The organism is Gemmobacter sp. (assembly GCF_016792925.1).
Lineage (GTDB): Bacteria > Pseudomonadota > Alphaproteobacteria > Rhodobacterales > Rhodobacteraceae > Gemmobacter.
This window is the reverse complement of sequence record NZ_JAEULU010000014.1, coordinates 1-22,084: the sequence shown is the minus strand read 5'-3', so window position 1 is coordinate 22,084 and position 22,084 is coordinate 1. Positions and strand designations below refer to the sequence as shown.

Below are 22,084 nucleotides of genomic sequence, written 5' to 3'. Positions count from 1 at the left end.
CCGCAGGAGGGGCCAATGGATCTGGGCATCAAAGGCAAGCGCGCATTGGTTTGCGCGGCGTCAAAGGGGCTGGGGCGGGGCTGCGCCGAGGCTTTGGCCGAGGCGGGCGTGGCGCTGGTCTTGAACGCGCGCGGCGCATCGGCGCTGGAGGAGACGGCGCAGGCGATCCGCGCCCGCTATGGCGTGGAGGTGACGACCGTTGCCGCCGACATCACCTCGGAGGCGGGCCGCGCGCAGGTGCTGGCGGCCGCCGGGCCGGTGGATATTCTGGTCACCAATGCCGGTGGCCCGCCGCCGGGCATGTGGAGCGATTGGGAGCGCGAGGATTTCATCCGCGCGCTGGATGCCAATATGCTGACCCCGATCGCGCTGATGAAGGCGCTGCTGCCCGGCATGATGGCGCAGGGCTGGGGGCGGGTGATCAACATCACTTCGGCCTCGGTGCGGGCGCCCATCGGGGTGCTGGGCCTGTCGAACGCCGCGCGTTCGGGCCTTACCGGCTATGTGGCGGGCACGGCGCGGCAGGTGGCGCCGCAGGGGGTGACGATCAACAACCTGCTGCCCGGCATCCACGACACCGACCGCGCCGCCGCGCTGGATGGCGCGGTGATGCAGGCGCAGGGCATCCCGCTGGACGAGGCGCGGGCGCAGCGCATGGCGACGATCCCGGCCCGGCGCTATGGCACGGCGGCCGAGTTCGGCGCCGCCTGCGCCTTCCTCGCCTCGCAACATGCGGGCTTCATCGTGGGGCAGAACCTGCTGCTGGATGGCGGCGCCTTCCACAGCACGGTGTGAGGCTTGCGCCTCCCCGGCGGGGCTGTTAACCGCATCTGCGATGCATTTTCCCGGATAGACCCGTGACGCAGACACCCCGCCTGGAAATCGACGGCCTGACCCGCAGCTTCGGCGCGCGGCCTGTGGTCGATCAGGTCTCGCTCACCATCGCGCCGGGGCAGGTGACCTGCCTGCTCGGGCCCTCGGGCTGCGGCAAATCCACCACGCTGCGCATGATCGCCGGGGTCGAAACGCCGGATGCCGGGCGCATCCTGATCGACGGGGCCGAGGTCTGCGGCCCCGGTCGCATGCTGCCGCCCGAGGCGCGCGGCATCGGGCTGATGTTTCAGGATTTCGCGCTGTTTCCGCATCTGACCGTGGCGCAGAATGTGGGCTTCGGTCTGCGCGGCGAGCGGGAGGCGCGTCTGAGCCGCGTCGCGGAACTTCTTGAAAAGGTAAGCCTTTCTGGTTATGGCGCCAAACACCCGCACGAGCTTTCGGGCGGCGAGCAGCAGCGCGTGGCGTTGGCCCGCGCGCTCGCGCCGCGCCCCAGGCTGATGCTGATGGATGAGCCGTTTTCCGGCCTCGACAACCGGTTGCGCGATGGCATTCGTGACACCACGCTGGCGGTGTTGAAGGAAGAAGGCGCCGCCGTGCTGCTGGTGACGCATGAACCCGACGAGGCGCTGCGCATGGCCGATGAAATCGCCCTGATGCGCGGCGGGCGAATCGTGCAGCGCGGCTCGCCCTATAATGTCTATAACAGCCCGGCGGATAAGGCTGCGGCGGCTTTTTTCAGTGACATCAATGTGATACGCGGTGTTTCTCATGGGGCGCTGACCCAGACGCCTTTTGGCGCCTTCCTCACCCCCGGCCATGCCGATGGTGCGGCGGTCGAGATCGTGATCCGGCCGCAGCATCTGAAGATTGACTTTGACCGGGCCGGGCGCGGCCCGAACCCGACCCCGCAGGATGGCACGCCCGCGCGCGGCACAGTAAGGCGCGCGCGCTTTCTGGGGCGCGAAAGTCTGGTCGAGTTTTCAATGGATTACGAGGGCGCGACCCTCACCGCCGCCGTGCCGGGCGTGTTTTTGCCCAAGGCGGGCACGGTGCTGTGGCTCATGATCCGGCGGGATCGCTGCTTCGTGTTTCCGGCGAAACTGTAAGCTCTGCCTCGATCCGGGCGCGGTAATCGGCAAGGCTGCGGCCCGGCTCTTCTGGGAAGCGCTCGCCGGTATCCTGCACCGCCACGATGCGATCCACCCGAAAGGCGCGAAAATCCTCGCGCGCCTCGCAATAGGCTGCCAGCGTCCAGACCCGGCCCCAGAATTCCAGCTGCAAAGGGCGAATGTCGCGAAAACTTTCGTGGTTTTGAATGTCTATGTAACTAATTGAAAGGCGGTGCTTTTCTCGGATTGCGGCGCGGATCAGCGGCAGATGCGGTGCCGCGCGCGCGGTCTCGTCGCCACTATAGATAAACAGCTCATCGGGCTCAGGCTCGGTGGTGGCAGGGGTCACAGCGGCGATTTTCGAGGCCAGCGTCCGCGCCGCCCGTGCCAGACCGGGATCGGCGCCCTCGGCCACCAGCCGCACCCCCAGACGTAGCGCCTCCATCTCGGCGCTGGTCAGGATCATCGGCGGCAGGGTGATCGGCGCGCGCAGGATATAGCCCACCCCGCGCTCGCCCTCCAATGGCAGGCCAGACCCCATCAGCGTCGCCATGTCGCGCCAGATGGTGCGCACCGAAACCCCAAGCTTTTCAGCTAGTTCCGAGGCACGGTGCAAGCGCCCGTCGCGCAGGATCTGGATCAGTTCAAACAGGCGGTCAGTGCGGCGCATGACCCATGCTGACCCCTCGCGCCGCAGGCGTCAACCGCCATCATGGCCTCGTTCTGCTGCGGGCACATGTGGCGTTTGGTAACCTCAGAGCTTGTGAACGCGGCAGAGCGATGCCTCTTGCAAGAACCGAGGCTTGGATCGGTATCTTGATGTTTTGCATTCAAAGAGGTCTGCAAGACATTGCTTAATAATGAATATATGGAATTTTTCTCTGATCTTCGCCAATCTCGCGATGCCGCAATGCCAACACTGTGCCCCGGAAACCTCCCTCCGGCCTCAGGCTCTTCCCGACACAGGGCAACTGACATATACCTGTCAGCAAGATCGCCGCCGCGACCCCGTTTCGCATTGCGCCGCCGGGTTCAAGGCGTAAGGGTCTGGGCAAGTCATCGGGGCCCATGTCATCGGGATCGCGGCCCCGCGCAAAGGAGACCGTCATGGGACGTTTCGGACCGTTGGAAATTCTGATCATCGCCGTCGTGCTGCTGGTGCTGTTTGGCCGGGGCAAGATCTCGAACCTGATGGGCGAGGTCGGCAAGGGGATCACCGCCTTCAAGAAGGGCGTGAAGGACAGCGCGCAAGAGGTCGAGCAGGCCGCCGACCCCCGCGACGTGACCCCCGCGCCGCAGCCGGTCGAGAAAGACAAGGTCTGATCGCCCATGCTGGATATCGGCTGGAGCGAGCTTGTCCTGATCGGCATCGTGGCGCTAATTGTGGTTGGTCCCAAGGACTTACCGCGCATGTTTCACACATTGGGCCGGTTCACCGGCAAGCTGCGGTCGATGGCGCGCGAGTTCCAGTCGGCGATGAATGACGCCGCGCGCAGCACCGGGCTGGATGAGGTGCGCCGCGACATGAATGACATCGTGTCGAAGAAAAGCCTCGGCCTCGATGCGCTGGAAAATGCCGCCAGCAAGTTCGAGCAATGGGATCCGACCAAGCCGCGCAGCGCGGCACCGGGCGCGGCAGCCGTGGCTGCGGCGACGGCGGCCGAGGAAGATGCCGATGCGGGGCTGGCGGAGGAGCTGATCGACAGCGCCTTGCAGCCCGGCACCGCGCCCAGGCCGCCGGTAGCACCTGCGCCCGCCAAGAAAGACTGAGGACATGTTGCAAGACGACACGCTGGACGATACCGCCGCGCCGCTGGTCGAACATCTGGCCGAGCTGCGCAAGCGGCTTTTGTGGTCTGTGGTGACCTTCATTGTGGCCATGTTCGCCGTCTATCCCTTTGCGATGACGGTGTTTAATTTTCTGGCCCGTCCGATCTGCAAGGCCTTGGCGGAGAGCGGGCAGAATTGCCTGTTGCAGCTGATCTCGCCGCAGGAGGGCTTTTTTGTCGCGATCAACATCTCGCTGTTCGGGGCCTTGATCCTGTCATTTCCGGTGATCGGTTTTCAGCTGTGGCGCTTTGTGGCGCCGGGCCTGTATCGGTCGGAAAAAAATGCCCTGCTGCCCTTTCTGATCGCCTCGCCGGTGATGTTCATGATCGGGGCGACATTCGCATATTATGTTGTCTTGCCAATGGCTTTTGGCTTTTTCCTCACCTTTCAGCAGATGGGGCAGGAGACCGCCGGCGCGCTGGCCATGGGGACTGATGCCGTGACCTCGGGGGTGGCTGCGCCGGGCGAGACGCCGCTGCCGGGCATCGTGTTCCAGGGCTCGGCGCAGGAATATCTGGGCCTGACGATGAAATTCGTGCTGGCCTTTGGCCTGTGCTTTCAGCTGCCGGTCTTGCTGGTGCTGCTGGGCAAGGCGGGGATCGTCAGCTCCAGGGGGCTCGCCGCCTTCCGCAAATATGCCATTGTCGGCATTCTGGTGCTGGCCGCCGTTGCCACCCCGCCCGATGTCATGAGCCAGGTGATCCTGTTTGCCGCCGTTTACCCGCTTTACGAATTGTCGGTCGTGCTGATCCGCATGATCGAGAAGAAGCGCAAGGCCCGCTTGCAGGCCGAGGGGCTTTGGGACGAAGAGGACGAGGACGAGGCATGACCGACGCCAGCCTGTTGCGCATCGCCGAGGCGCTGGAGCGGCTGGCGCCGCCCGCACCGCCGCTGCCCGATGTGGGCGAGGCGGAGGCCTTTGTCTGGCATACCGGCCCCGACCGGCTGGAGCCGGTCGCGCAGGTCAGCCGGGTGGATCTGCGGCTGTTGGTGGCGGTGAATCGCTCGCGCGATACGCTTTTGGCCAATACGCTGCATTTCGCGAAAGGACTGCCTGCCAACAATGCGCTGCTCTGGGGCGCGCGCGGCATGGGAAAATCCAGCCTTGTCAAGGCGGTGCATGCCGAAGTTCGCGCGCGCGGCCATGATCTGAAGCTGGTGGAGCTGTCGCGCGAGGATCTGCCCTCGGTCAGCCGTCTGCTGGCGGTGTTGCGGCAGGCCAAGGCACGTTTCGTGCTGTTTTGCGATGACCTCTCGTTCAGCCATGATGATCAGCATTACAAGAGCTTGAAGGCCGTTCTTGATGGCGGACTTGAAGGGCGGCCCGAGAATGTGATCCTCTATGCCACCTCGAACCGTCGCCATCTGATGCCGCGCGACATGATCGAGAATGAACGCTCCACCGCGATCAATCCGTGGGAAGCGGTGGAGGAGAAGGTCTCGCTCTCGGATCGTTTCGGGCTGTGGCTGGGCTTTCATCCATGCAGCCAAGACGAATATCTGGCGATGATCGACGGCTATTGCGCGGCGCATGGCGTGCAGGTCGCGCCCGAGGTGCTGCGCGCCGAGGCGATCGAATGGCAGGCGACGCGGGGCGGGCGCTCGGGCCGGGTGGCCTGGCAGTTCTTCACCGATCTGGCCGCACGCCATGGGGTGCGGCTGGCCTGATTGCGGGGGCTGCGGATTGCGCCAAAAGCAAGGGGGAAAGGCCGCGCCTTTCCCCCTTTGGCTTTATTGCAGATATTTGGTCGGATCGACCGAGTCAAAGCCCTTGCGCACCTCGAAATGCAGGAAGGCCGGGCTGCCCGCGCGCACTTTGGCAATGCTTTGGCCGCGCTTCACCGTGGCGCCCTTGCTGACCGCCACCGCATCGATGCCGCCATAGACCGTCAGCAGATTGTCGGCATGGCGGATCACCAGGATCGGTACGCCATCGGTGTTCTTGGTGATGGCGGCCACGGTGCCGTCCCCGGCGGCGGCGACGCTGGTGCCTGCGCTGGCGCCGATGTCGATACCGTCATTGCGGCCCTTGGAATAGCCGCGGATGATCTGGCCCGAGACCGGCATGCCAAATTTCGCGCCCGAGGCCGTGCTGCGGGTGGCGCCCAGATCGGCCACCGGCTTGGGTGCCGGGGCGGCGGGGGTGACGGCGCTGCCCTTGACGGCGCCGGGGGCGGCGGTGGTAGCACCTGCGGCCACTTTGGGCGCGGCGGCCACGGGGGGCTCGTCCACGGCGGGCAGGGGTTTGGCAGCCGAGGGCGGCACCGGGGTGGGCGAGCCTGCGCCCGGCGCGGTCACCGGCTCGGGCACAGCCGCAGCCACCGGCGTGACCGGCGCGGCCGCCATCACCGGGATCAGCAGATATTGCCCTTCACGCACCGAGAGGTTGGCATCGAGGCTGTTCCAGTTCGCCAGATCCTTGGGCGCCACATTATAGGCGCGCGCAATGGTGAAGGCGGTTTCGCCGCGCTGCACCTGGTGGCGGGTGGGTTCCACGCCGGGGGCCTGGCTGGCCGAGGCGGCGCCGGTTTGCCAGCCCTGCGGCGCGCCCTTGGGGGCGGCCTTGTTGATGGCATTGCCCGCCACCGAACTCACGTCGATGGCGCCGGATTTGATGGCGCCGCCCGTGATCGCGCCGCCCGTGATCGCGCCGCCGGTGATGCCGCCCGTGGCGGCGCTGGCCATCGGGGCGCTTTCGGCCACGCGGCGGGGCAGGGCCATGATCTCGCCGTCGCGCAGCTGGTTGCCCGGCTGCACGGCGTTATAACGCGCCAGCTCCCCGGCATCGACACCGACCCGCGCCGCGAGGCTGGAGACCGTATCGCCGCGCCGCGCCACCGCGACCTGATAGCCGGGATAGGAGATCACGCCGCGCCCGTCCGGCGCCGGGCGGCTGGCCGCCGCGCCGCGCGCCGCTTCGGCAGTGGAGAGTTTGCCGGGCCGGAAGTCCCAGTCAAAGGCCTTGCCGCCGCCCATTGAGCAGGCCCCCAGCAGCACCAGCATGCCAGAGAGCCCGGCCAGGCGCAGGGCAGGCGAAAACGAAACGGGTTTCACAGCAATATCTGACATGGCTCGCCTCATGACTGCCCGGTTGGCCCGGGTCATACCCTTGGAACATTGGCGCATATTGTGCGCAATGGGGGGCAGGACGCAAGCCCTTCGATTTGCGCCCTGCATGTGTTTGCCGGGGTCTGGCTTATTCCAGCGCGCCGGTTGCGCTGATCCGGGTCTTGCCGCCCAGATAGGGGTGCAGTGCTGCGGGCAGATCGACCGAGCCATCGGCCTGCTGGCCGTTCTCCAGCACCGCAATCAGGCAGCGCCCGACCGCCAGCCCCGAGCCGTTCAGCGTATGCACGAATTCCGGCTTGCCCTCGGCGCGGCGGAAGCGCGCATTCATCCGGCGGGCCTGAAAATCACCGCAGACCGAGACCGAGCTGATCTCGCGATAGGTGTTCTGGCCCGGCAGCCAGACCTCCAGATCATGCGTCTTTGTGGCGCCAAAGCCCATATCGCCGGTGCAAAGCACGATGGTGCGATAGGGCAGCTCCAGCTTTTCAAGGATCGCCTCGGCGCAGGCCGTCATGCGCGCATGTTCGGCCAGGCTGTCCTCGGGCCGGGTGATCGACACCATCTCGACCTTCTCGAACTGGTGCTGGCGCAGCATGCCGGTGGTATCCTTGCCCGCCGAACCCGCCTCGGAGCGGAAGCATTGCGTATGCGCGCACATGCGGATCGGCAGGGTGGCCTCGTCCAGCACATCGCCCGCGACGGTATTGGTCAGCGTCACCTCGGAGGTCGGCACCAGCCACCAGCCATTCGTGGTCTGATAGCTGTCCTCGGCGAATTTCGGCAGCTGGTTGGTGCCATACATCGCCTCTTCCTTGACCAGAACCGGGGTCCAGGTCTCGGTCAGCGCATGTTCGGTCACATGGGTATCCAGCATGAATTGCGCCAGCGCGCGATGCACGCGGATCACCGCGCCGCGCAGCACCACAAAGCGCGAGCCCGAGAGTTTCGCGGCGGTGGCGAAATCCATGCCGGGTTTCACGCCCGCGATGTCGAAATGCTCTTTCGGCGCGAAATCGAGGGTGCGCGGCGTGCCCCAGCGGCGGATTTCCACATTCCCGGCCTCGTCGGCGCCTTCCGGCACCTCGGGCAGCGGGCTGTTCGGGATGCGCAGCAGCATGTCGCGCAGCTCGCCATCCTTGACGCCGGCCTCTGCCGTCATCGCGGCGACCTCGGCCTTTTTCTCGGCCACCAGCGCGCGCAGGCGCTCGAATTCCGCATCATCGCCGCGTGCCTTGGCGGCGCCCACCTCTTTGGAGGCGGCATTCTGTGCAGCCTGCGCGGTTTCGGCGGCGCGGATCGCGGCGCGGCGCGCCTCATCCAGCGCCAGCACATCCGACGAGAGCGGCGAGAGGCCCCGGCGCGCCAGAGCGGCGTCAAAAGCGGCAGGGTTTTCGCGGATCGCGCGGATATCGTGCATGGTATCACCTTTGGATTGCAGGTGCCCTTCTATGCAACATTGAGGGGGCGGGGTGAAGGGGGCACCGCGCGCCTTGGCAGAGGCCATCGCCTCTGCCATGCGAGACAGTGGCCACCGGATGCCGGGTGCCCCAAAGGCACCCGGCCAGCGCCCGCCCTTCGGGCGGCGGGCGCTTCGCACCCGCCAGGGCAGGCGCTGGCCTCTGGGGGCACAGGGGACCCGATTTGCCGGGCCAATGGCGCGCAGGGGCGGGGAAACGCGGTGCGTTTCCAGTTTCCGCCCCCTTTGGGATCACGCCCCCGCCACCTCATGCGGCTTGCCGTAAAGCCCGATATGTGCATCGCCCCAAGCCTTCAGCGCCATCAGCACCGGCTCCATGCTGCGCCCCAGCGGTGACAGCGCGTAATCCACCCGTGGCGGCACCTGCGCAAACACCGTGCGGGTGATCAGCCCATCCGCCTCCAGCTCCCGCAGCTGATTGGTCAACATGCGCGGCGTGACATTGGGGATCAGCCGGTGGATCTCGCCAAAGCGCAGCGTGCCCTTCAGCAATTGATAGAGGATGATCGACTTCCACTTGCCGTCGATCAACCCCACCGCCGCCTCCACCGCACAGCCGGGCGCGCAGTCAAAGCGGGAGTGGCGCAGCTTGGCCATCATGCTATCCTTTATGATAGTATAGGCTGATTTTGTGCATATTGCCTGCATCCGCGTGCAAGGGCAAGCTCGGCGCATGACACCCATCAGGAGGCCATCATGAAAGCCATCGGCTATACCCAACCCGGCAGCATCGACCGCGCGGGCGCCCTTCAAGACATCACCCTGCCGCGCCCGCAGCCCGGCCCGCATGACCTGCTGGTGAAGGTCGCCGCCGTCTCGGTCAACCCGGTCGATACCAAGGTGCGCCGCGCTGTCGCGCCGGATGCGGGCCAGTGGAAGGTGCTGGGCTGGGATGCGGTGGGGCAGGTGGAGGCCATGGGGGCCGAGGCCAAGGGCTTCGCCGCCGGGGATCGCGTTTGGTATGCGGGCTCCATCGCGCGGGCCGGGGCCAATGCCGAATATCATCTGGTGGATGCCCGCATCGCCGCCCTCGCTCCGCCCAGCCTCAGCGACCCGGAGGCCGCCGCCCTGCCGCTGACCGCCATCACCGCCTGGGAAATGCTGTTTCACCGGCTGGAGGTGGCGCGGCCCGTGCCGGGCGCGGCGCAGGCCATCCTCATCATCGGCGGGGCTGGCGGGGTCAGCTCCATCGCCGTGCAACTGGCGCGGCAATTGACCGGCCTGACCGTGATCGCCACCGCCTCGCGGCCCGAGACGACGGCCTGGGTGCAGGGCCTGGGCGCCCATCATGTGCTGGATCACGCCAAACCGCTTGCCGCCCAGGTGGCCGCCCTGGGCCTTGGCGCCCCCGCTTTCGTCTTTTCCACCACGCAAACCCATCAGCATCTGGCCGAGATCGCCGAGCTGATCGCGCCGCAGGGCCGCTTTGGCCTGATCGACGATCCCGATCAGCTGAACATCATGCCCTTCAAGCGCAAATCGGTGTCGATCCACTGGGAATCCATGTTCACCCGCCCGGTGTTCCAGACCGCCGACATGGCGGCGCAGGGCGCGCTGCTGGCCGAGGTGGCGGCGCTGGTCGAGGCGGGCCGGTTGCGCAGCACGCTGGCCGAACGCTTTGGCCCGATCACGGCGGCGAACCTCACCCGCGCCCATGCGCTGATCGAGACGGGCCGCGCCAGGGGCAAGATCGTGCTGGAGGGTTTTGCCTGAGCGCAGGCCCCAACCTGTTTGCGATCACAACCGGGTCACTCTGCGGCGGCGCCTTCGGGCGCCGCCTTGCGCTTGGCCCCTTGCATGGATAGGGTGCGCCACCAAATTGGGCCGAAATGCCCGTGAAAACCACCCCGGCCCGACCGGGAAGAACCCAAAGGACGCCCCATGTTCGTGACCCCCGCTTTTGCCCAGGCCGCCGGTGGCGCCGGTGCCGCCTCGGCCTTTGGCAGCTTTGTTCCGCTGATCCTGATCTTCGGCATCATGTATTTCCTGATGATCCGCCCGCAGCAGAAAAAGATGAAGGATCATCGCGCCATGGTCGATGCCCTGCGCCGCGGCGATCAGGTGCTGACGCAAGGCGGGCTGATCGCCAAGGTCGTGAAGGTGCATGACGATGGCGTGCTGGAGCTGGAAATCGCCCCGAATGTCGTGGTGAAAAGCCCGCGCGCAACCATCGCGCAGGTGATGAACAAGACCGAACCGGCTGCCTGATCGCCTGTTCCCCCGGGGGCCGCGCAGGCCCTCGATGGGCCTCCCGCGCCGCGCCCGATCTCGACGCCTGAACTGGATACGCCATGAGTGACACGCCCCTGTGGAAAACCCTGCTGATCTGGGCGCTCTGCGCGCTTGGTCTGGTGTTTGCCCTGCCCAATGCCTTTTATGACCGGGTAGAGCGGCATAATGACGCCGTGGCCGCGATCGAAAAGACCCGCGGCCCCGAGGTGGACGGGGTGAGGCCCGAGGGCACCGCCACGCCGGAACAGGCGGCGGATCGCGCGCTTTGGCCCGATTGGGCGCCCTCGGCCATCGTGCCGCTGGGGCTTGACCTGCGCGGCGGCGCGCATCTTCTGGCCGAGGTGCAGGTGGCCGATGTCTATGCCGCCCGCATCGACGGCATGTGGCCCGATGTGCGCGACGCCCTGCGCGATCTGCGCGACCAGATCGGCAATGTGCGCCGCCAGCCCTCGCCCGAGGGCGTGCTGCGCGTCGCCATCTCCAACCCCGCCGGGCTGGAGGCCGCCGTGGCCAAGGTGCGCAGCCTGGCCGCCCCCGTCACCACCCTGACCGGCATGGGGCAAAGCGACATCGAGGTCTCGACCGACAATGGCGAGATCGTGGTGCAACTGTCCGAGGCCGAGCGTCTGGCCACCGATCAGCGCACCTTGCAGCAAAGCCTTGAGATCATCCGTCGCCGGGTGGATGAGGTCGGCACCCGCGAACCCACCATCCAGCGCGTCGGCGATGACCGCATCCTCATTCAGGTGCCGGGCATCGGCTCGGCGGCCGAGCTGAAATCGCTGATCGGCACCACCGCCAAGCTGACCTTCAACCCGGTGGTGCGCGTCACCTCGGATGCCGGCGCCCGCCCCGGCCCGCGCGAGGCGCTGCTGCCCGCGCAGGATGATCCAAACACCTATTACATCGTCGAGAAGACCCCGGTGGTGACCGGCGAGGAGCTGACCAATGCGCAGCCCTCTTTCGATCAGAACAGCCGCCCCGCCGTCGAATTCCAGTTCGATCCGACCGGCGCGCGCAAATTCGGCGATTACACCGCCAACAACATCGGCAAACCCTTCGCCATCGTGCTGGATGATCAGGTGATCTCGGCCCCCGTCATCCAAAGCCATATCCCCGGCGGGCGCGGCATCATCACCGGGCAATTCACCGTCGAGGAAAGCACCGAGCTGGCCGTGCTCTTGCGCGCAGGCGCGCTGCCCGCCGAGATGACCTTCCTGGAAGAACGCACCATCGGCCCCGAACTGGGCGCCGATTCGGTGCGCGCGGGGCAGGTGGCGGCGGTGGTCGGCGCGGGCCTCGTGGCGCTTTACATGATCGCCTCTTACGGCCTGTTCGGCACCTTCACCGTCATCGCGCTGGCCATCAACATCGCGCTGATGTTCGCCATCCAGTCGCTGATCGGCGCCACGCTCACCCTGCCGGGCATTGCGGGCATCGTGCTGACCATGGGCATGGCGGTGGATGCGAACGTGCTGATCTATGAACGCATGCGCGAGGAACTCCGCGCCGGGCGCAGCCCGCGCGTCGCCATCCACGAGGGCTATGACAAGGCGTTGTCGGCCATCACCGATTCCAACGTGACCGGCATGCTGACCGCGCTGATCATGTTCTTTGTCGGCACCGGCCCGGTGCGCGGCTTTGCCGTCACCACCGCCATCGGCATCGTCACCTCGATGTTCACCGCCGTCTATGTCACGCGCGCGATCATCGCCATCTATATCGGGTGGCGTCGCCCGAAGACCATCATCGTCTGAGGAGGGGAAACCATGGCATTCCGTCTGAAACTGGTTCCCGAAAAGACCAATATCGACTTCTTCAAATGGCAATGGCTGACCTTTGGCGCCTCGATTGCCGCCGTTGTGATCTCCATTCTGGCCGTGGCGATCATGGGCCTGAACTTCGGGGTGGATTTCAAGGGCGGCACCACGATCCGCGTTGAAAGCACGCAGGCTGTGGATATCGCCACCTATCGCACCGCGCTGGACGAGCTGGGCCTGGGCGAGGTGGCCATCACCGAGGTCTTTGACCCTTCGTTCCGCGCCGATCAGCATGTGAAGATGCTGCGCATCGCCCCGCAGGAAGGCTATGAGGCGGTGACCCCGGAAACCATCGTCGAGGTGGAGCAGGCGGTGCTGAAGATCGACCCCGCCGCCACCTTCCCGTCTGTCGAATCGGTCGGGCCCAAGGTCTCGAACGAACTGATCTGGAAGGCGTTTCTGGCAGTGACGGCGGCCTCGGCGGGGATCTGGATCTATGTCTGGCTGCGCTTTGAATGGCAATTCGCCGTCGGTTGCGTGGCCGCGCTGATCCATGATGTGATCGTCACCGTCGGCGTCTTCGCCATCTTCCAGTTCAAGTTCGATCTGACCATCGTGGCGGCGCTGCTGACCATCCTTGGCTATTCGGTGAACGATACCGTGGTGATCTTTGACCGCCTGCGCGAGAACCTGCGCAAGTTCAAGGAGATGCCGCTGCGCGACCTGATGAACCTGACCACCAACGAGACGCTTTCGCGCACCATCATGACCATGACCACCACCGCGCTGGCGCTGACCGCGCTGGTGATCTTTGGCGGCGATGTGATCCGGGGCTTTGTCGGCGCCATGCTGTTTGGCGTGTTCATCGGTGCCTATTCGACGCTCTATGTGGCCAAGAACATCGTGCTGATGCTGGGTCTTGACCGCAGCAAGCACGAGGGCGAGCCGGGCGCGGATGCCGAAGTGGCGGAGGCCTGAGCCATGCGCCTGACCGAGATCGCCTTTGGCTCTGCCCAGCCGGTCGAAAGCTATGGTCCGGGGTTTTTCCGCATCGGCGGCAAGGTGCTGAACGGCGCCGTCATCATCACGCCAGAGGGGGCGGGGGCCTGGGGCGGGCTGGAGGATCTGGCCAGCCTGATCGCCCTGGCCGATCAGGCCGATGTGCTGTTCCTGGGCATGGGGGCCGAGATCGCCCACCCGCCGCGCGCCCTGCGCGAGGCGGTGGAGGCCACGGGGCTGGGGCTGGAAGTGATGTCCTCGCCCGCCGCCTGCCGCACCTATAACGTCCTGCTCAGCGAGGGGCGCCGCGTGGCGCTGGCGCTCCTTCCCGTATGATGCACCATGCCGCAGCGCCAATCCGCGCGGCATCGGATAAAGAGGGGCCATGGAACTGGTCGTGCAAGATCTGGCGGTGGCGCGGGGCGGCCTCTGCGTGCTGGAGGGCCTGGGCTTTGCCCTTGCCCCCGGCGCGGCGCTGATCCTGCGCGGCGCCAATGGCATCGGCAAGACCACCCTTCTGCGCACGCTGGCGGGCCTGCAACCCGGCCTGCGCGGCACCATCTCGGCGCCGCCCGAAAGCATCGCCTATGCCGCCCATGCCGATGGGCTGAAAGCCACGCTGACCGTCACCGAAAATCTGGCCTTCTGGGCCGCCGTGCATGGCACCTCTGGCGTCGAGGCAGCCCTGGCGCACATGAACCTCACCCTCCTGCGCGACCGCCGCGCCGCCAACCTCTCGGCCGGGCAAAAGCGGCGGCTGGGGCTGGCGCGGCTTCTGGTCTCCGGGCGGCCGATCTGGCTGCTGGATGAACCCACCGTCAGCCTCGATACGGCCTCGGTCGCGCTGTTCGGCGCGGTGGTGCGGGCGCATCTGGCGGCGGGTGGGGCGGCGGTGATCGCCACCCATATCGACCTCGGCCTGCCCGAGGCGCAACTGCTGGACCTCACCCCCTTCCGCGCCCGCGGCGAGGTGCAGGCCAGCCACGGCTTTGACGAGGCCTTCCTGTGATCGCGTTGCTGATCCGCGACCTGCGGCTGGCCTTGCGCGCCGGCGGAGGCTTTGGGCTTGGCCTCGCCTTCTTCCTGCTGCTTGCCGTGCTGATCCCCTTGGGCGTCGGCCCCGAGGGCGGCACCCTGGCGAAAATCGCGCCCGGCATCCTCTGGGTCGGGGCGCTGCTCGCCTGCCTGCTCAGCCTTGATCGCATCTTCGCGCTGGATTTCGAGGATGGCTCGCTTGACCTGCTGGCCACCGCGCCGATCCCGCTGGAGGGCGCGGTGGCGGTGAAGGCCTTGGCGCATTGGCTGGTGACCGGCCTGCCGCTGACACTCGCCGCGCCGCTGCTGGGGGTGCTGCTTCATCTGCCGGGGCAGGGCTATGGCTGGCTTCTGGCCTCGCTGGCGCTTGGCACGCCTGCGCTTTCCAGCATCGGCGCCTTTGGCGCGGCGCTGGTGGTGGGGGTGAAGCGCGGTGGCCTGCTGCTCTCGCTCCTCGTGCTGCCGCTTTATGTGCCAACGCTGATCTTCGGCGCCGAGGTGGTGAAACGCGGGGCTGCGGGCATGGATGTGGGCGTGCCGCTTGCCCTGCTGGCCGCCATCACGCTGGGCGCCATGGCGGCGCTGCCCTTCGCCTCGGCCTTAGCCCTTCGTATCAACCTGCGATAAGGGCCTTGCCCCGTCGCCCGCAAGGATTTAGCCAAGCCCCATGTCACTCTGGGAATATGCCAATCCAAAGAAGTTCAGCGAGACCGCTGCGCGCGTGCTGCCGGTGGTGGCGCCGCTGGCGGGGCTTTGTCTGGCGGTCGGCCTGATCTGGGGCTTTTTCTTCACGCCCGAGGATTACAAGCAGGGCGCGACCGTCAAGATCATCTTCCTGCATGTGCCCGCCGCCATGATGGCGATCAATGCCTGGATCATGATGCTGGTGGCCTCGCTGGTCTGGATCGTGCGGCGCCACCATGTTTCGGCGCTGGCGGCCAGGGCGGCGGCGCCGGTGGGCATGGTGTTCACCCTGATCGCGCTGGCGACCGGGGCCTTCTGGGGCCAGCCGATGTGGGGCACCTGGTGGGAATGGGACCCGCGCCTGACCTCGTTCCTCATCCTGCTGCTGTTCTACCTTGGCTATATCGCCCTGTGGCAGGCGGTCGAAGACCCCGACACCGCCGCCGATCTGACCGGCGTTCTCTGCGTCGTCGGTTCGGTCTTTGCGGTGCTGTCGCGCTATGCGGTGAAGTTCTGGAATCAGGGCCTGCATCAGGACAGCACCATCATGAAGGTCGGCGAGAAAGACCCGCTCGACCCCGCCTATTACTGGCCGCTGATCGTCTGCCTGATCGGCATTGTGGCGCTGTTCGTGGCGCTTGTGCTGCTGCGCACGGTGACGGAAATCCGTCTGCGGCGGCTGGCGGTGATCGAAGCGCGGGAGAAGCAGGAATGATGCCGGATCTGGGGAAATACGCTTTCGCGGTGCTGGCCTCCTATGGCGTCAGCCTGACGCTGCTGGCGGCGCTGGTCGGTTGGTCGGTCTGGCGTTACCGCGCGGTGAAGGCGGCGCTGGAAGCGGCGGAAGCACGGGTCAGGAAGGGCTGAAAGCATCATGGCAAACCGTATCCTGTTCTTTTTGCCCGTCGCGGTGATGGCGGGTTTCGTCGGGCTGATCGCCGGGCCGAAACTCTTGCAACTGGCGGGTTCGCCGGAATCCAATCAGGATCTGCCCTCTACCTTCATCGGGCGCCCCGCGCCGGTGCTGCCCGAAACCGGCCTGCCAGGCGTGCCGCTGCTGAAAGCCGCCGATCTGGCGGGGGGCCAAGTGACGGTGGTGAATTTCTGGGCGAGCTGGTGCCCGCCCTGCCGGGCCGAGCATCCGGTGCTGATGAAGATGGCCGCCGAGGGCATCCGCGTGGCGGGCATCAACATGATGGACAAGGATGCCGACGCCACCGCCTATCTGGCCGAGGAGGGCAACCCGTTCTTTGCCCTCGCCACCGATCCGCGCGGGCGCAACCGCATTGAATGGGGCGTCACCAACCCGCCCGAGACCTTCATCATCGGCAAGGATGGCAAGGTGCTGTTCAAGTTCATCGGCCCGCTGGTCGGCACCGATTACGAGCGCCGCTTCGTGCCTGCCTTGAAAGCGGCGCTGGAGTAAGGCCGCTGCTGGCCGGACCCCGCGCCCCTTCGGGCCGGGTCTGCACGGCGCGCGGCCGCAGGGCTGCCCCTCGCCTTGGCCTTGGCGCGATCACACCAGCGCGTAAAGCAGTGCCGCCATCGCGAAAAGCCCCAGCTCCACCTTGCCCGGCCCTTTGCGGATCGGGCGATGCTGGCGCTGGCGGTGCGGGTGGATGTCGACGATGTGGTGAAACGGGCTCGGCATGGCGGACCTCGGGGCAAAGGGGGCAGGGGGCGTTCGGATGCGGGGTGTCGTGCGGCACCGGGCAAGTGGCCCGGCACCTTTGCCCATCCTGCCGCCACCGGTTTAACGTCTGCCTAATGCCAGCGGCTGTTTGGCCGCGATTTCGGAAACAGGCTGTTGCCTGAAGCGGCGCCCCCCGCTGCGTTGGCCCATCCTGCCGACCCGACCCGCCGCCCGCCCGGCAGCCCTGTCACAGCGATGTCATCCCCGTGACGCTTTGTCTCTGGCCCCTGCCGCCCCACATGCTAGCATCACATCCAGCATCAGGAGGAATCGCCATGCCCAAACTCGTGCGGCTTTACATCGTCAATGTTGCCATCGGCTTTGCGCTGTCGGCGGTGTTTCTGGTGGCGATGGTCTGGCTCAATATCGCCAATCTGGGCCATCTGGTGCTGGAGACCCCCTCGGGCTGGATCGGCGCGCTGATGATGTTCGTCTCCAACGGGGTGATTTTCGCAGGCGCCCAGTTCGGCATTGCCGTGATGCGGCAGGCCGACCGCGACGAGGGCCCGCGCGGCGGCAGCAAGGTCCCGGCGCTGACGCCCATTCCGGTGCGCGTTGAGGCGCCGCGCGGCCCGCTGCACCGCCGCCGCTAAGTCCCTTCACCGCGAAATCCCCGACCCGAACCGAAAGGTTCGGGTTTTTTTGTGCCTTCTCAACCTGTTGCCGGAATTCCACGCTGGAGGAGTGACCCAGGGGAAGCCGAGGGAACCGGGGTGTTTTTGGCAGGATGCCGCCGCGTCCAGACCCCGAAACCAGCGATCCGCCGCCGCCATCCCGGCCCAAACTGGCCCTTCCCTTGTGCGTCCCTTGTGCGCCCCGACCCTCGCCCCAAGTCATGACCACAGCCCGGGCAATGTGCCTCGGGCGCCGTTTGCAAGTGAAAGGAAACGGATCATGACGCATCATCTTCGCCTTCTCGGTGTGTCCGGCCTTGCGCTGGTCCTGGCAGCGCCTGCCTTTGCGCAGGGCGAGTTGCTGGGCACCAAGGCCCTGAATGACCGTGTGGATGACATCGCCGAGGACGTGTCGGATGACATGGCCCGCTCGGAGGATGTGGCCCGCTTTGGTAACCCGGAATTCCGCCCCGGCCTGTCCGGCTCGGCCTCGCTCGGCTATTCGGGCAAGACCGGCAACAATGAAAGCCAGGAGTTTTCGGCCGGCGCCCGCATGCGCTATGCCTCCGGCCCCTGGGTGCAGAACGTCGCCATCGCGCTGGATTTCGCCGAGGACAATGACGAGAAAACCAAGGAAGACGTGCTGGGCGTCTATGATGCCAGCTATTTCTTCAACGACCGGCTCTATGCCTTCGCCCTTGGCCGGGTGGAGACCGACGGTCTGGCCTCGACGGCAGAGGACACCAAGACCGACGCCTTCCTCGGCTTCGGCCCTGGCTACCGGGTGGTGAATACCGATGACATGGCCTGGCGCGTGCAGGCCGGGATCGGTGTGAGCTATCTGAAAGACGGTCTGGACCAAAGCGAGACCGAGACCGGCTACATCGCCTCGTCGCGCTTCTTCTACAAGTTCAACGACAATGTCTTTGCCACCAATGACACCGATGTCCTGTATTCCGACACGGCGCTGCGGGTGAACAACGATCTGGGCGTGAACTTCAAGATGACCGACGCCTTCGCCACCCGCGTCAGCTATCTGACCGAGTATAACGAGGCCCGCGCGATCCGCACCGACAACAAGCTGGGCGTGTCGCTGGTGATGGGCTTCTGACAGGCCCGCAGCCCGCACTTTTTCATCGCGACTGGGGCAGGGAAACCTGCCCCTTTTTCATGGGGGGAAAGGGTGGCGGGCCCGCAGCAACCGTGGGTGACGGTGTTTTCCCGAGAGCCAGAGGTCTCAGGTGGGCGCCAGGTAACAAGACCAGGATCTTGCCAGAGCCAGCCCCCATGCGTTTGCTTATCGGCCACTGGAAAAGTGCCCCGCACGCGAGGAGCAGCACCCGCCACGTTCAGAGATAGGCGCCGCCGCAGGGCAGGGCAAGGGCGCATCGGCGGAGCTGCGATTTTTCGTCGAAAAATCGGCGGCGCGCGCTTGACCGATGTTCACCTTTTATTCATGCTGGCGGCATGATCAGCGCATCGCCTCTCCTCTTGCCCGGCCAGCGCCTTGCGCGCGGTGTGTGCCGGCATTTGCTCAGCCTGGGTTTCGTCACTGTCGAGGAGCTTGTGCCCGCGCCGGGCCTGCGCGTCGATGTGATGGCGCTTGGCCCCAAGGGCGAGATCTGGGTAGTGGAATGTAAATCCAGCCGCAGCGATTACACCGCCGACCGCAAATGGCAGGGCTATCTGGAATGGTGCGACCGGTTTTTCTGGGCGGTGGATGCCGCTTTCCCGGCCACGATCCTGCCCGAGGGCAGCGGCCTGATGGTCGCCGATGATTACGATGCCGAAATCCTGCGCATGGCGCCCGAAACCCCGCTGGCTGCGGCCCGGCGCAAGGTGGTGACGCGCAAATTCGCCAGCCATGCCGCGCTGCGCCTGCAAGCCCTGCGCGATCCCGCCGCCTTCGGGCGGGATGCGGCGCTGGTGGCGGGGCAGGGCTGAAAGGCTGGGGCGGAAAGACTGGGGCTGAACGCGAAGCCGGCGCCTCAGCGCCCCTTCTTGCCGCCGCGATCTTCTGCCATCAGCCGCGCGGCCTCGGCGGCGGCGCGCAGTTCCTCGGCAATTTCCTCCGCCTCATCGGGGTCGAAATCCAGCGGCAATTCAATGCCGCCCTCGGCCTCCACAAAGATTCGCACCATCCCCTGATCGGTCGGCCCGATCTGGATATTCGCCGCAATATCGCTTTGCTTGTTGATGCTCATGGCTTGCTCCTGCTGTGCCTGCCGGGCGTAGCGCTGAAAAAGCCGCAAGGCAAGCACGAGAGGGGCTTGCAATCCCCGGCGCAGGGGGCTACATCGCCGCCAGTGCCGACTTAGCTCAGTAGGTTAGAGCACCAGATTGTGGATCTGGGGGTCCCCCGTTCGAGCCGGGGAGTCGGTACCATCTTCAAAAAGCCTCGCGGTCACGCGGGGCTTTTTTGTTTTCGTTGCTTTGTGGCCCGTCTTGCGCAAGGTGGCACGATGACGGGCAGGGAGTGACCAGTGACACCGATTTCAAGCCATACCGGGTTGCGCGGCCTGGCTGCCAGCGCCGTGACGCTGGGCCATTTCACCGAGATTTTCGCCCCGCGCTGGTTTCCGCCCCATACCCATGTCGCGGTGGATTTCTTCTTTCTGCTCAGTGGCTTCATTCTGGCGCATGTCTATGGTGGCACCTTTGCGCAAAGCCTGCGGCTGCGCGACATGCTGTGCTTTCTGGTCCGGCGTCTGGCGCGAATCTACCCGCTGCATCTGGCCACCCTGCTGGCGATCCTGCTGATCCTGCGCTTTCGCATGACGCCCGAGGAGGCGGGGCAATTGCTGCCGCAACTCACGCTGACCCATGCCTGGGGCCTGTCAGAACGCTATGTGTTCAACGCGCCCAGCTGGTCGATCTCGGTGGAGTTCGGCGCCTATCTCGCCTTCCCGCTGCTGGCCTTCGTGCTGGCGCGGCGGGGGGGCTGGCTGGCGCTTCTGGCGCTCAGCCTCGCCGGGCTGGCGCTGGTGTGGCCCTTGGGCGCGGGCAGCCTTGATCTGCATGTCACCGGCTCGCGCCATGCCTGGCTGCGCGGTGTGGTGGCCTTTCCCTTGGGCATGGTGCTGGCGCAACTCGCGACCCAAGCCCCCCCGGCAGGCCGCGCCGGTCTGGCGCAAACCCTCGCGCTCGCAGGCTTCGCCGCCGTGCTGGTGCTTGGCGCGCCCGAGGCCCTGCTGCTTGCGCCCATGGCGCTGATGGTCTGGGCCACGGCGCAGGATCGCGGCTGGATCGCCCGCGCCATGGCCACCCGCCCGATGGTCTGGCTGGGCGAGATTTCCTACGGCATGTATCTCATTCAATGGGTTGTGATTCTCGTGCTGTACAACCTCATCCCGAAACTGGGCTTCCTGCCCGCCGCCGCGCTGCCCTGGGTCTCGGGCGCGCTGTTCTGGGCGGGGGTGCTGCTGGGCGCCACCCTCTCGGCCCGCTGGTTCGAGCCGGTCTTCACCCGATGGGCGCGCGCCTGCCGCCTGTCACGCAGCTGACTTGCGCCCGCCGCCCGGCGGGCTATGGTCGCCCCCCGACCTTCAGCCAAGGACTGCCCATGATTCCGGACACCGCCCGCCGCATCCCCCTGACCATCGCGCGCGAGATCGGCGCCCAGCCGGGGCAGGTGGTTTCGGCCATCGAGCTGCTGGATGGCGGCGCCACCGTCCCCTTCATCGCGCGCTACCGCAAGGAGGTGACGGGCGGTCTGGATGATACGCAATTGCGCAATCTGGCCGAACGCCTGACCTATCTGCGCGAGATGGAGGCGCGCCGTGCCGCGATCCTCGCCTCGATCACCGAACAGGGCAAGCTGACCGAGGATCTGTCCAAGGCCATTCTGGCGGCGGATACCAAGGCCACGCTGGAAGACATCTATCTGCCCTACAAGCCCAAGCGCCGCACCCGCGCGATGATTGCGCGCGAAAACGGCCTTGGCCCGCTGGCCGAAGCCATTCTGGCCGACCGCCGCGCCGATCCTGTCGCGCTGGCGGCGGGCTATCTCTCCGAGGCTGTGCCCGATACGAAAGCCGCCCTTGAAGGCGCGCGCGACATCGTGGCCGAGGGCCTGTCGGAAAACGCCGACCTGCTGGGCCGTCTGCGCGGCCATATGAAACAGGTGGCCGAGCTTTCCGCCACCGTCATCGCAGGCAAGGAGGTCGAAGGCGCCAAATTCTCCGACTATTTCGCCCATCGCGAGAAATGGGAAAACGCGCCCTCGCACCGCGTGCTGGCCATGCTGCGCGGCCGCAATGAGGGCTTTCTGAACCTCGACCTCGAAATCGACGCCGAGGCCCCGCGCGGCCAATCCCCCGCCGAGCGCATCTGCGGCGCGGCGCTGGAGGCTGGCAGCCCCGGCGCGGGCGATCAATGGCTGCGCGAGGTGGCCAGCTGGGCCTGGCGGGTCAAGCTGAAAACCTCGCTCACCCTCGATCTGATGGCCGATCTGCGCGACCGGGCCGAGGCCGAGGCGATCAACGTCTTTGCCCGCAATCTCAAGGATTTGCTGCTGGCGGCACCTGCGGGCGGCAAGGCCACCATGGGGCTTGATCCCGGCATCCGCACTGGCGTGAAGGTTGCGGTGATCGACGCCACCGGCAAGGTGCTGGGCACCGAGACCGTCTACCCGTTCCAGCCCAAGAACGACCTGCGCGGCGCGCAAGTCACCCTCGCACAGCTCATCGCCAAGCATGGGGTGAAGCTCATCGCCATCGGCAATGGCACCGCCTCGCGCGAGACCGAAA

Annotated in this window: 27 protein-coding genes and 1 tRNA gene; 22 read left to right on the top strand and 6 right to left on the bottom strand. The window is 66.4% G+C overall.

From position 1 onward, the window contains the following. The first annotated feature begins 15 nt into the window (after positions 1-15). Both JNN06_RS00705 and JNN06_RS00700 read left to right on the top strand, forming a co-directional pair. On the top strand, positions 16-795 hold the full coding sequence (locus tag JNN06_RS00705) for an SDR family oxidoreductase (RefSeq protein WP_291237679.1): 780 nt from the start codon (positions 16-18) through the stop codon (positions 793-795). A gap of 62 nt (positions 796-857) precedes the next feature. Further along, positions 858-1,940 carry an ABC transporter ATP-binding protein gene (locus JNN06_RS00700; RefSeq protein WP_291237678.1) on the top strand — a complete coding sequence of 361 codons (1,083 nt, stop codon included), beginning with the start codon at positions 858-860 and terminating at the stop codon, positions 1,938-1,940. Here JNN06_RS00700 and JNN06_RS00695 read toward each other — a convergent pair. Beyond that, positions 1,894-2,613 carry a YafY family protein gene (locus JNN06_RS00695; RefSeq protein WP_291237677.1) on the bottom strand — a complete coding sequence of 240 codons (720 nt, stop codon included), beginning with the start codon at positions 2,611-2,613 and terminating at the stop codon, positions 1,894-1,896. The two genes, JNN06_RS00700 and JNN06_RS00695, sit on opposite strands and share 47 nt — an antisense overlap. 437 nt (positions 2,614-3,050) lie before the next feature. On the opposite strand from JNN06_RS00695, the gene tatA reads away from it, so the two are divergent. The 4 genes from tatA to JNN06_RS00675 are packed head-to-tail and all read left to right on the top strand — an operon-like array spanning position 3,051 to position 5,441. Further along, positions 3,051-3,266: a twin-arginine translocase TatA/TatE family subunit gene (gene tatA, locus JNN06_RS00690; RefSeq protein WP_291237676.1), complete on the top strand. Its 216-nt coding sequence runs from the start codon at positions 3,051-3,053 to the stop codon at positions 3,264-3,266. Between the two features lie 6 nt (positions 3,267-3,272). After that, complete coding sequence (gene tatB, locus JNN06_RS00685) at positions 3,273-3,713, top strand: Sec-independent protein translocase protein TatB (protein ID WP_291237675.1); 441 nt, start codon at positions 3,273-3,275, stop codon at positions 3,711-3,713. A gap of 4 nt (positions 3,714-3,717) precedes the next feature. Next, positions 3,718-4,602, top strand: coding sequence for a twin-arginine translocase subunit TatC (tatC, locus tag JNN06_RS00680; protein ID WP_291237674.1), 885 nt, complete (start codon positions 3,718-3,720; stop codon positions 4,600-4,602). After that, on the top strand, positions 4,599-5,441 hold the full coding sequence (locus JNN06_RS00675; RefSeq protein WP_291237673.1) for an ATP-binding protein: 843 nt from the start codon (positions 4,599-4,601) through the stop codon (positions 5,439-5,441). Before tatC ends, JNN06_RS00675 begins: the two co-directional genes overlap by 4 nt. Positions 5,442-5,504: 63 nt before the next feature. On the opposite strand, the gene JNN06_RS00670 is transcribed toward JNN06_RS00675, so the two are convergent. The 3 genes from JNN06_RS00670 to JNN06_RS00660 all read right to left on the bottom strand — a co-directional run bounded on the left by JNN06_RS00670 (position 5,505) and on the right by JNN06_RS00660 (position 8,916). Next, positions 5,505-6,749 (bottom strand): peptidoglycan DD-metalloendopeptidase family protein, encoded by a 1,245-nt coding sequence (locus JNN06_RS00670; protein WP_291237696.1) that lies wholly within the window; start codon positions 6,747-6,749, stop codon positions 5,505-5,507. Positions 6,750-6,969: 220 nt separating this feature from the next. Next, complete coding sequence (gene serS, locus JNN06_RS00665) at positions 6,970-8,259, bottom strand: serine--tRNA ligase (RefSeq protein WP_291237672.1); 1,290 nt, start codon at positions 8,257-8,259, stop codon at positions 6,970-6,972. A gap of 291 nt (positions 8,260-8,550) precedes the next feature. Further along, on the bottom strand, positions 8,551-8,916 hold the full coding sequence (locus JNN06_RS00660) for a helix-turn-helix domain-containing protein (protein WP_291237671.1): 366 nt from the start codon (positions 8,914-8,916) through the stop codon (positions 8,551-8,553). Between the two features lie 99 nt (positions 8,917-9,015). On the opposite strand from JNN06_RS00660, the gene JNN06_RS00655 reads away from it, so the two are divergent. From JNN06_RS00655 to JNN06_RS00610, 10 genes are all read left to right on the top strand, one after another. Next, the gene (locus JNN06_RS00655) at positions 9,016-10,032 is read left to right on the top strand and encodes a zinc-binding alcohol dehydrogenase family protein (RefSeq protein WP_291237670.1); all 1,017 of its coding nucleotides are present in this window, start codon (positions 9,016-9,018) and stop codon (positions 10,030-10,032) included. A gap of 168 nt (positions 10,033-10,200) precedes the next feature. Then, the gene (gene yajC / locus JNN06_RS00650) at positions 10,201-10,527 is read left to right on the top strand and encodes a preprotein translocase subunit YajC (protein WP_291237669.1); all 327 of its coding nucleotides are present in this window, start codon (positions 10,201-10,203) and stop codon (positions 10,525-10,527) included. A gap of 83 nt (positions 10,528-10,610) precedes the next feature. After that, a complete protein-coding gene (gene secD / locus JNN06_RS00645; protein WP_291237668.1) occupies positions 10,611-12,308 on the top strand; it encodes a protein translocase subunit SecD in 1,698 nt (565 codons plus the stop codon). Positions 12,309-12,320: 12 nt separating this feature from the next. Then, positions 12,321-13,289 (top strand): protein translocase subunit SecF, encoded by a 969-nt coding sequence (gene secF, locus JNN06_RS00640; RefSeq protein WP_291237667.1) that lies wholly within the window; start codon positions 12,321-12,323, stop codon positions 13,287-13,289. Positions 13,290-13,292: 3 nt separating this feature from the next. Next, the gene (locus tag JNN06_RS00635; protein ID WP_291237666.1) at positions 13,293-13,646 is read left to right on the top strand and encodes an Mth938-like domain-containing protein; all 354 of its coding nucleotides are present in this window, start codon (positions 13,293-13,295) and stop codon (positions 13,644-13,646) included. Positions 13,647-13,695: 49 nt separating this feature from the next. After that, on the top strand, positions 13,696-14,319 hold the full coding sequence (ccmA, locus tag JNN06_RS00630; RefSeq protein ID WP_291237665.1) for a heme ABC exporter ATP-binding protein CcmA: 624 nt from the start codon (positions 13,696-13,698) through the stop codon (positions 14,317-14,319). Next, entirely contained in the window at positions 14,316-14,972 is a 657-nt protein-coding gene (gene ccmB / locus JNN06_RS00625) for a heme exporter protein CcmB (protein ID WP_291237664.1), read from the top strand. The genes ccmA and ccmB overlap by 4 nt, the downstream gene beginning before the upstream one ends. A gap of 40 nt (positions 14,973-15,012) precedes the next feature. Further along, complete coding sequence (locus tag JNN06_RS00620) at positions 15,013-15,744, top strand: heme ABC transporter permease (protein WP_291237663.1); 732 nt, start codon at positions 15,013-15,015, stop codon at positions 15,742-15,744. Continuing rightward, a complete protein-coding gene (ccmD, locus tag JNN06_RS00615; RefSeq protein WP_291237662.1) occupies positions 15,741-15,896 on the top strand; it encodes a heme exporter protein CcmD in 156 nt (51 codons plus the stop codon). The genes JNN06_RS00620 and ccmD overlap by 4 nt, the downstream gene beginning before the upstream one ends. A gap of 7 nt (positions 15,897-15,903) precedes the next feature. Then, positions 15,904-16,455, top strand: a complete 552-nt coding sequence (locus JNN06_RS00610; protein WP_291237661.1) for a DsbE family thiol:disulfide interchange protein — start codon at positions 15,904-15,906, stop codon at positions 16,453-16,455. Positions 16,456-16,545: 90 nt separating this feature from the next. Here the strand turns inward: JNN06_RS00610 and JNN06_RS00605 are convergent, their stop codons facing one another. After that, on the bottom strand, positions 16,546-16,680 hold the full coding sequence (locus tag JNN06_RS00605) for a hypothetical protein (protein WP_291237660.1): 135 nt from the start codon (positions 16,678-16,680) through the stop codon (positions 16,546-16,548). Positions 16,681-16,997: 317 nt separating this feature from the next. Here JNN06_RS00605 and JNN06_RS00600 point away from each other — a divergent pair, with 317 nt between their 5' ends. The 3 genes from JNN06_RS00600 (at position 16,998) to JNN06_RS00590 (ending at position 19,280) form a co-directional block, all read left to right on the top strand. After that, positions 16,998-17,315, top strand: coding sequence for a hypothetical protein (locus JNN06_RS00600; protein ID WP_291237659.1), 318 nt, complete (start codon positions 16,998-17,000; stop codon positions 17,313-17,315). 301 nt (positions 17,316-17,616) lie between these two features. After that, the gene (locus JNN06_RS00595) at positions 17,617-18,447 is read left to right on the top strand and encodes a YdiY family protein (protein ID WP_291237658.1); all 831 of its coding nucleotides are present in this window, start codon (positions 17,617-17,619) and stop codon (positions 18,445-18,447) included. Between the two features lie 356 nt (positions 18,448-18,803). Beyond that, on the top strand, positions 18,804-19,280 hold the full coding sequence (locus tag JNN06_RS00590; RefSeq protein ID WP_291237657.1) for an MmcB family DNA repair protein: 477 nt from the start codon (positions 18,804-18,806) through the stop codon (positions 19,278-19,280). A gap of 44 nt (positions 19,281-19,324) precedes the next feature. Here JNN06_RS00590 and JNN06_RS00585 read toward each other — a convergent pair whose 3' ends face one another. After that, positions 19,325-19,540, bottom strand: coding sequence for a DUF6324 family protein (locus tag JNN06_RS00585; protein WP_291237656.1), 216 nt, complete (start codon positions 19,538-19,540; stop codon positions 19,325-19,327). 104 nt (positions 19,541-19,644) lie between these two features. On the opposite strand from JNN06_RS00585, the gene JNN06_RS00580 reads away from it, so the two are divergent. From JNN06_RS00580 to JNN06_RS00570, 3 genes are all read left to right on the top strand, one after another. Next, positions 19,645-19,721 (top strand) — tRNA-His (locus tag JNN06_RS00580). A gap of 98 nt (positions 19,722-19,819) precedes the next feature. Beyond that, positions 19,820-20,839 (top strand): acyltransferase, encoded by a 1,020-nt coding sequence (locus JNN06_RS00575; RefSeq protein WP_291237655.1) that lies wholly within the window; start codon positions 19,820-19,822, stop codon positions 20,837-20,839. 59 nt (positions 20,840-20,898) lie between these two features. After that, on the top strand, positions 20,899-22,084 hold a 1,186-nt coding region (locus tag JNN06_RS00570; RefSeq protein WP_291237654.1), incomplete at its 3' end, for a Tex-like N-terminal domain-containing protein.

What these genes read in the sequence shown, in the direction of transcription:
- JNN06_RS00705 (WP_291237679.1), top strand. Translation starts at nt 16, where the DNA reads ATGGATCTGGGCATCAAAGGCAAGCGCGCATTGGTTTGCGCGGCGTCA.
- JNN06_RS00695 (WP_291237677.1), bottom strand. Translation starts at nt 2,613, where the DNA reads ATGCGCCGCACTGACCGCCTGTTTGAACTGATCCAGATCCTGCGCGAC.
- tatA (WP_291237676.1), top strand. Translation starts at nt 3,051, where the DNA reads ATGGGACGTTTCGGACCGTTGGAAATTCTGATCATCGCCGTCGTGCTG.
- tatB (WP_291237675.1), top strand. Translation starts at nt 3,273, where the DNA reads ATGCTGGATATCGGCTGGAGCGAGCTTGTCCTGATCGGCATCGTGGCG.
- tatC (WP_291237674.1), top strand. Translation starts at nt 3,718, where the DNA reads ATGTTGCAAGACGACACGCTGGACGATACCGCCGCGCCGCTGGTCGAA.
- JNN06_RS00675 (WP_291237673.1), top strand. Translation starts at nt 4,599, where the DNA reads ATGACCGACGCCAGCCTGTTGCGCATCGCCGAGGCGCTGGAGCGGCTG.
- JNN06_RS00670 (WP_291237696.1), bottom strand. Translation starts at nt 6,749, where the DNA reads ATGGGCGGCGGCAAGGCCTTTGACTGGGACTTCCGGCCCGGCAAACTC.
- serS (WP_291237672.1), bottom strand. Translation starts at nt 8,259, where the DNA reads ATGCACGATATCCGCGCGATCCGCGAAAACCCTGCCGCTTTTGACGCC.
- JNN06_RS00660 (WP_291237671.1), bottom strand. Translation starts at nt 8,916, where the DNA reads ATGGCCAAGCTGCGCCACTCCCGCTTTGACTGCGCGCCCGGCTGTGCG.
- JNN06_RS00655 (WP_291237670.1), top strand. Translation starts at nt 9,016, where the DNA reads ATGAAAGCCATCGGCTATACCCAACCCGGCAGCATCGACCGCGCGGGC.
- yajC (WP_291237669.1), top strand. Translation starts at nt 10,201, where the DNA reads ATGTTCGTGACCCCCGCTTTTGCCCAGGCCGCCGGTGGCGCCGGTGCC.
- secD (WP_291237668.1), top strand. Translation starts at nt 10,611, where the DNA reads ATGAGTGACACGCCCCTGTGGAAAACCCTGCTGATCTGGGCGCTCTGC.
- secF (WP_291237667.1), top strand. Translation starts at nt 12,321, where the DNA reads ATGGCATTCCGTCTGAAACTGGTTCCCGAAAAGACCAATATCGACTTC.
- JNN06_RS00635 (WP_291237666.1), top strand. Translation starts at nt 13,293, where the DNA reads ATGCGCCTGACCGAGATCGCCTTTGGCTCTGCCCAGCCGGTCGAAAGC.
- ccmA (WP_291237665.1), top strand. Translation starts at nt 13,696, where the DNA reads ATGGAACTGGTCGTGCAAGATCTGGCGGTGGCGCGGGGCGGCCTCTGC.
- JNN06_RS00620 (WP_291237663.1), top strand. Translation starts at nt 15,013, where the DNA reads ATGTCACTCTGGGAATATGCCAATCCAAAGAAGTTCAGCGAGACCGCT.
- ccmD (WP_291237662.1), top strand. Translation starts at nt 15,741, where the DNA reads ATGATGCCGGATCTGGGGAAATACGCTTTCGCGGTGCTGGCCTCCTAT.
- JNN06_RS00610 (WP_291237661.1), top strand. Translation starts at nt 15,904, where the DNA reads ATGGCAAACCGTATCCTGTTCTTTTTGCCCGTCGCGGTGATGGCGGGT.
- JNN06_RS00605 (WP_291237660.1), bottom strand. Translation starts at nt 16,680, where the DNA reads ATGCCGAGCCCGTTTCACCACATCGTCGACATCCACCCGCACCGCCAG.
- JNN06_RS00600 (WP_291237659.1), top strand. Translation starts at nt 16,998, where the DNA reads ATGCCCAAACTCGTGCGGCTTTACATCGTCAATGTTGCCATCGGCTTT.
- JNN06_RS00595 (WP_291237658.1), top strand. Translation starts at nt 17,617, where the DNA reads ATGACGCATCATCTTCGCCTTCTCGGTGTGTCCGGCCTTGCGCTGGTC.
- JNN06_RS00590 (WP_291237657.1), top strand. Translation starts at nt 18,804, where the DNA reads ATGATCAGCGCATCGCCTCTCCTCTTGCCCGGCCAGCGCCTTGCGCGC.
- JNN06_RS00585 (WP_291237656.1), bottom strand. Translation starts at nt 19,540, where the DNA reads ATGAGCATCAACAAGCAAAGCGATATTGCGGCGAATATCCAGATCGGG.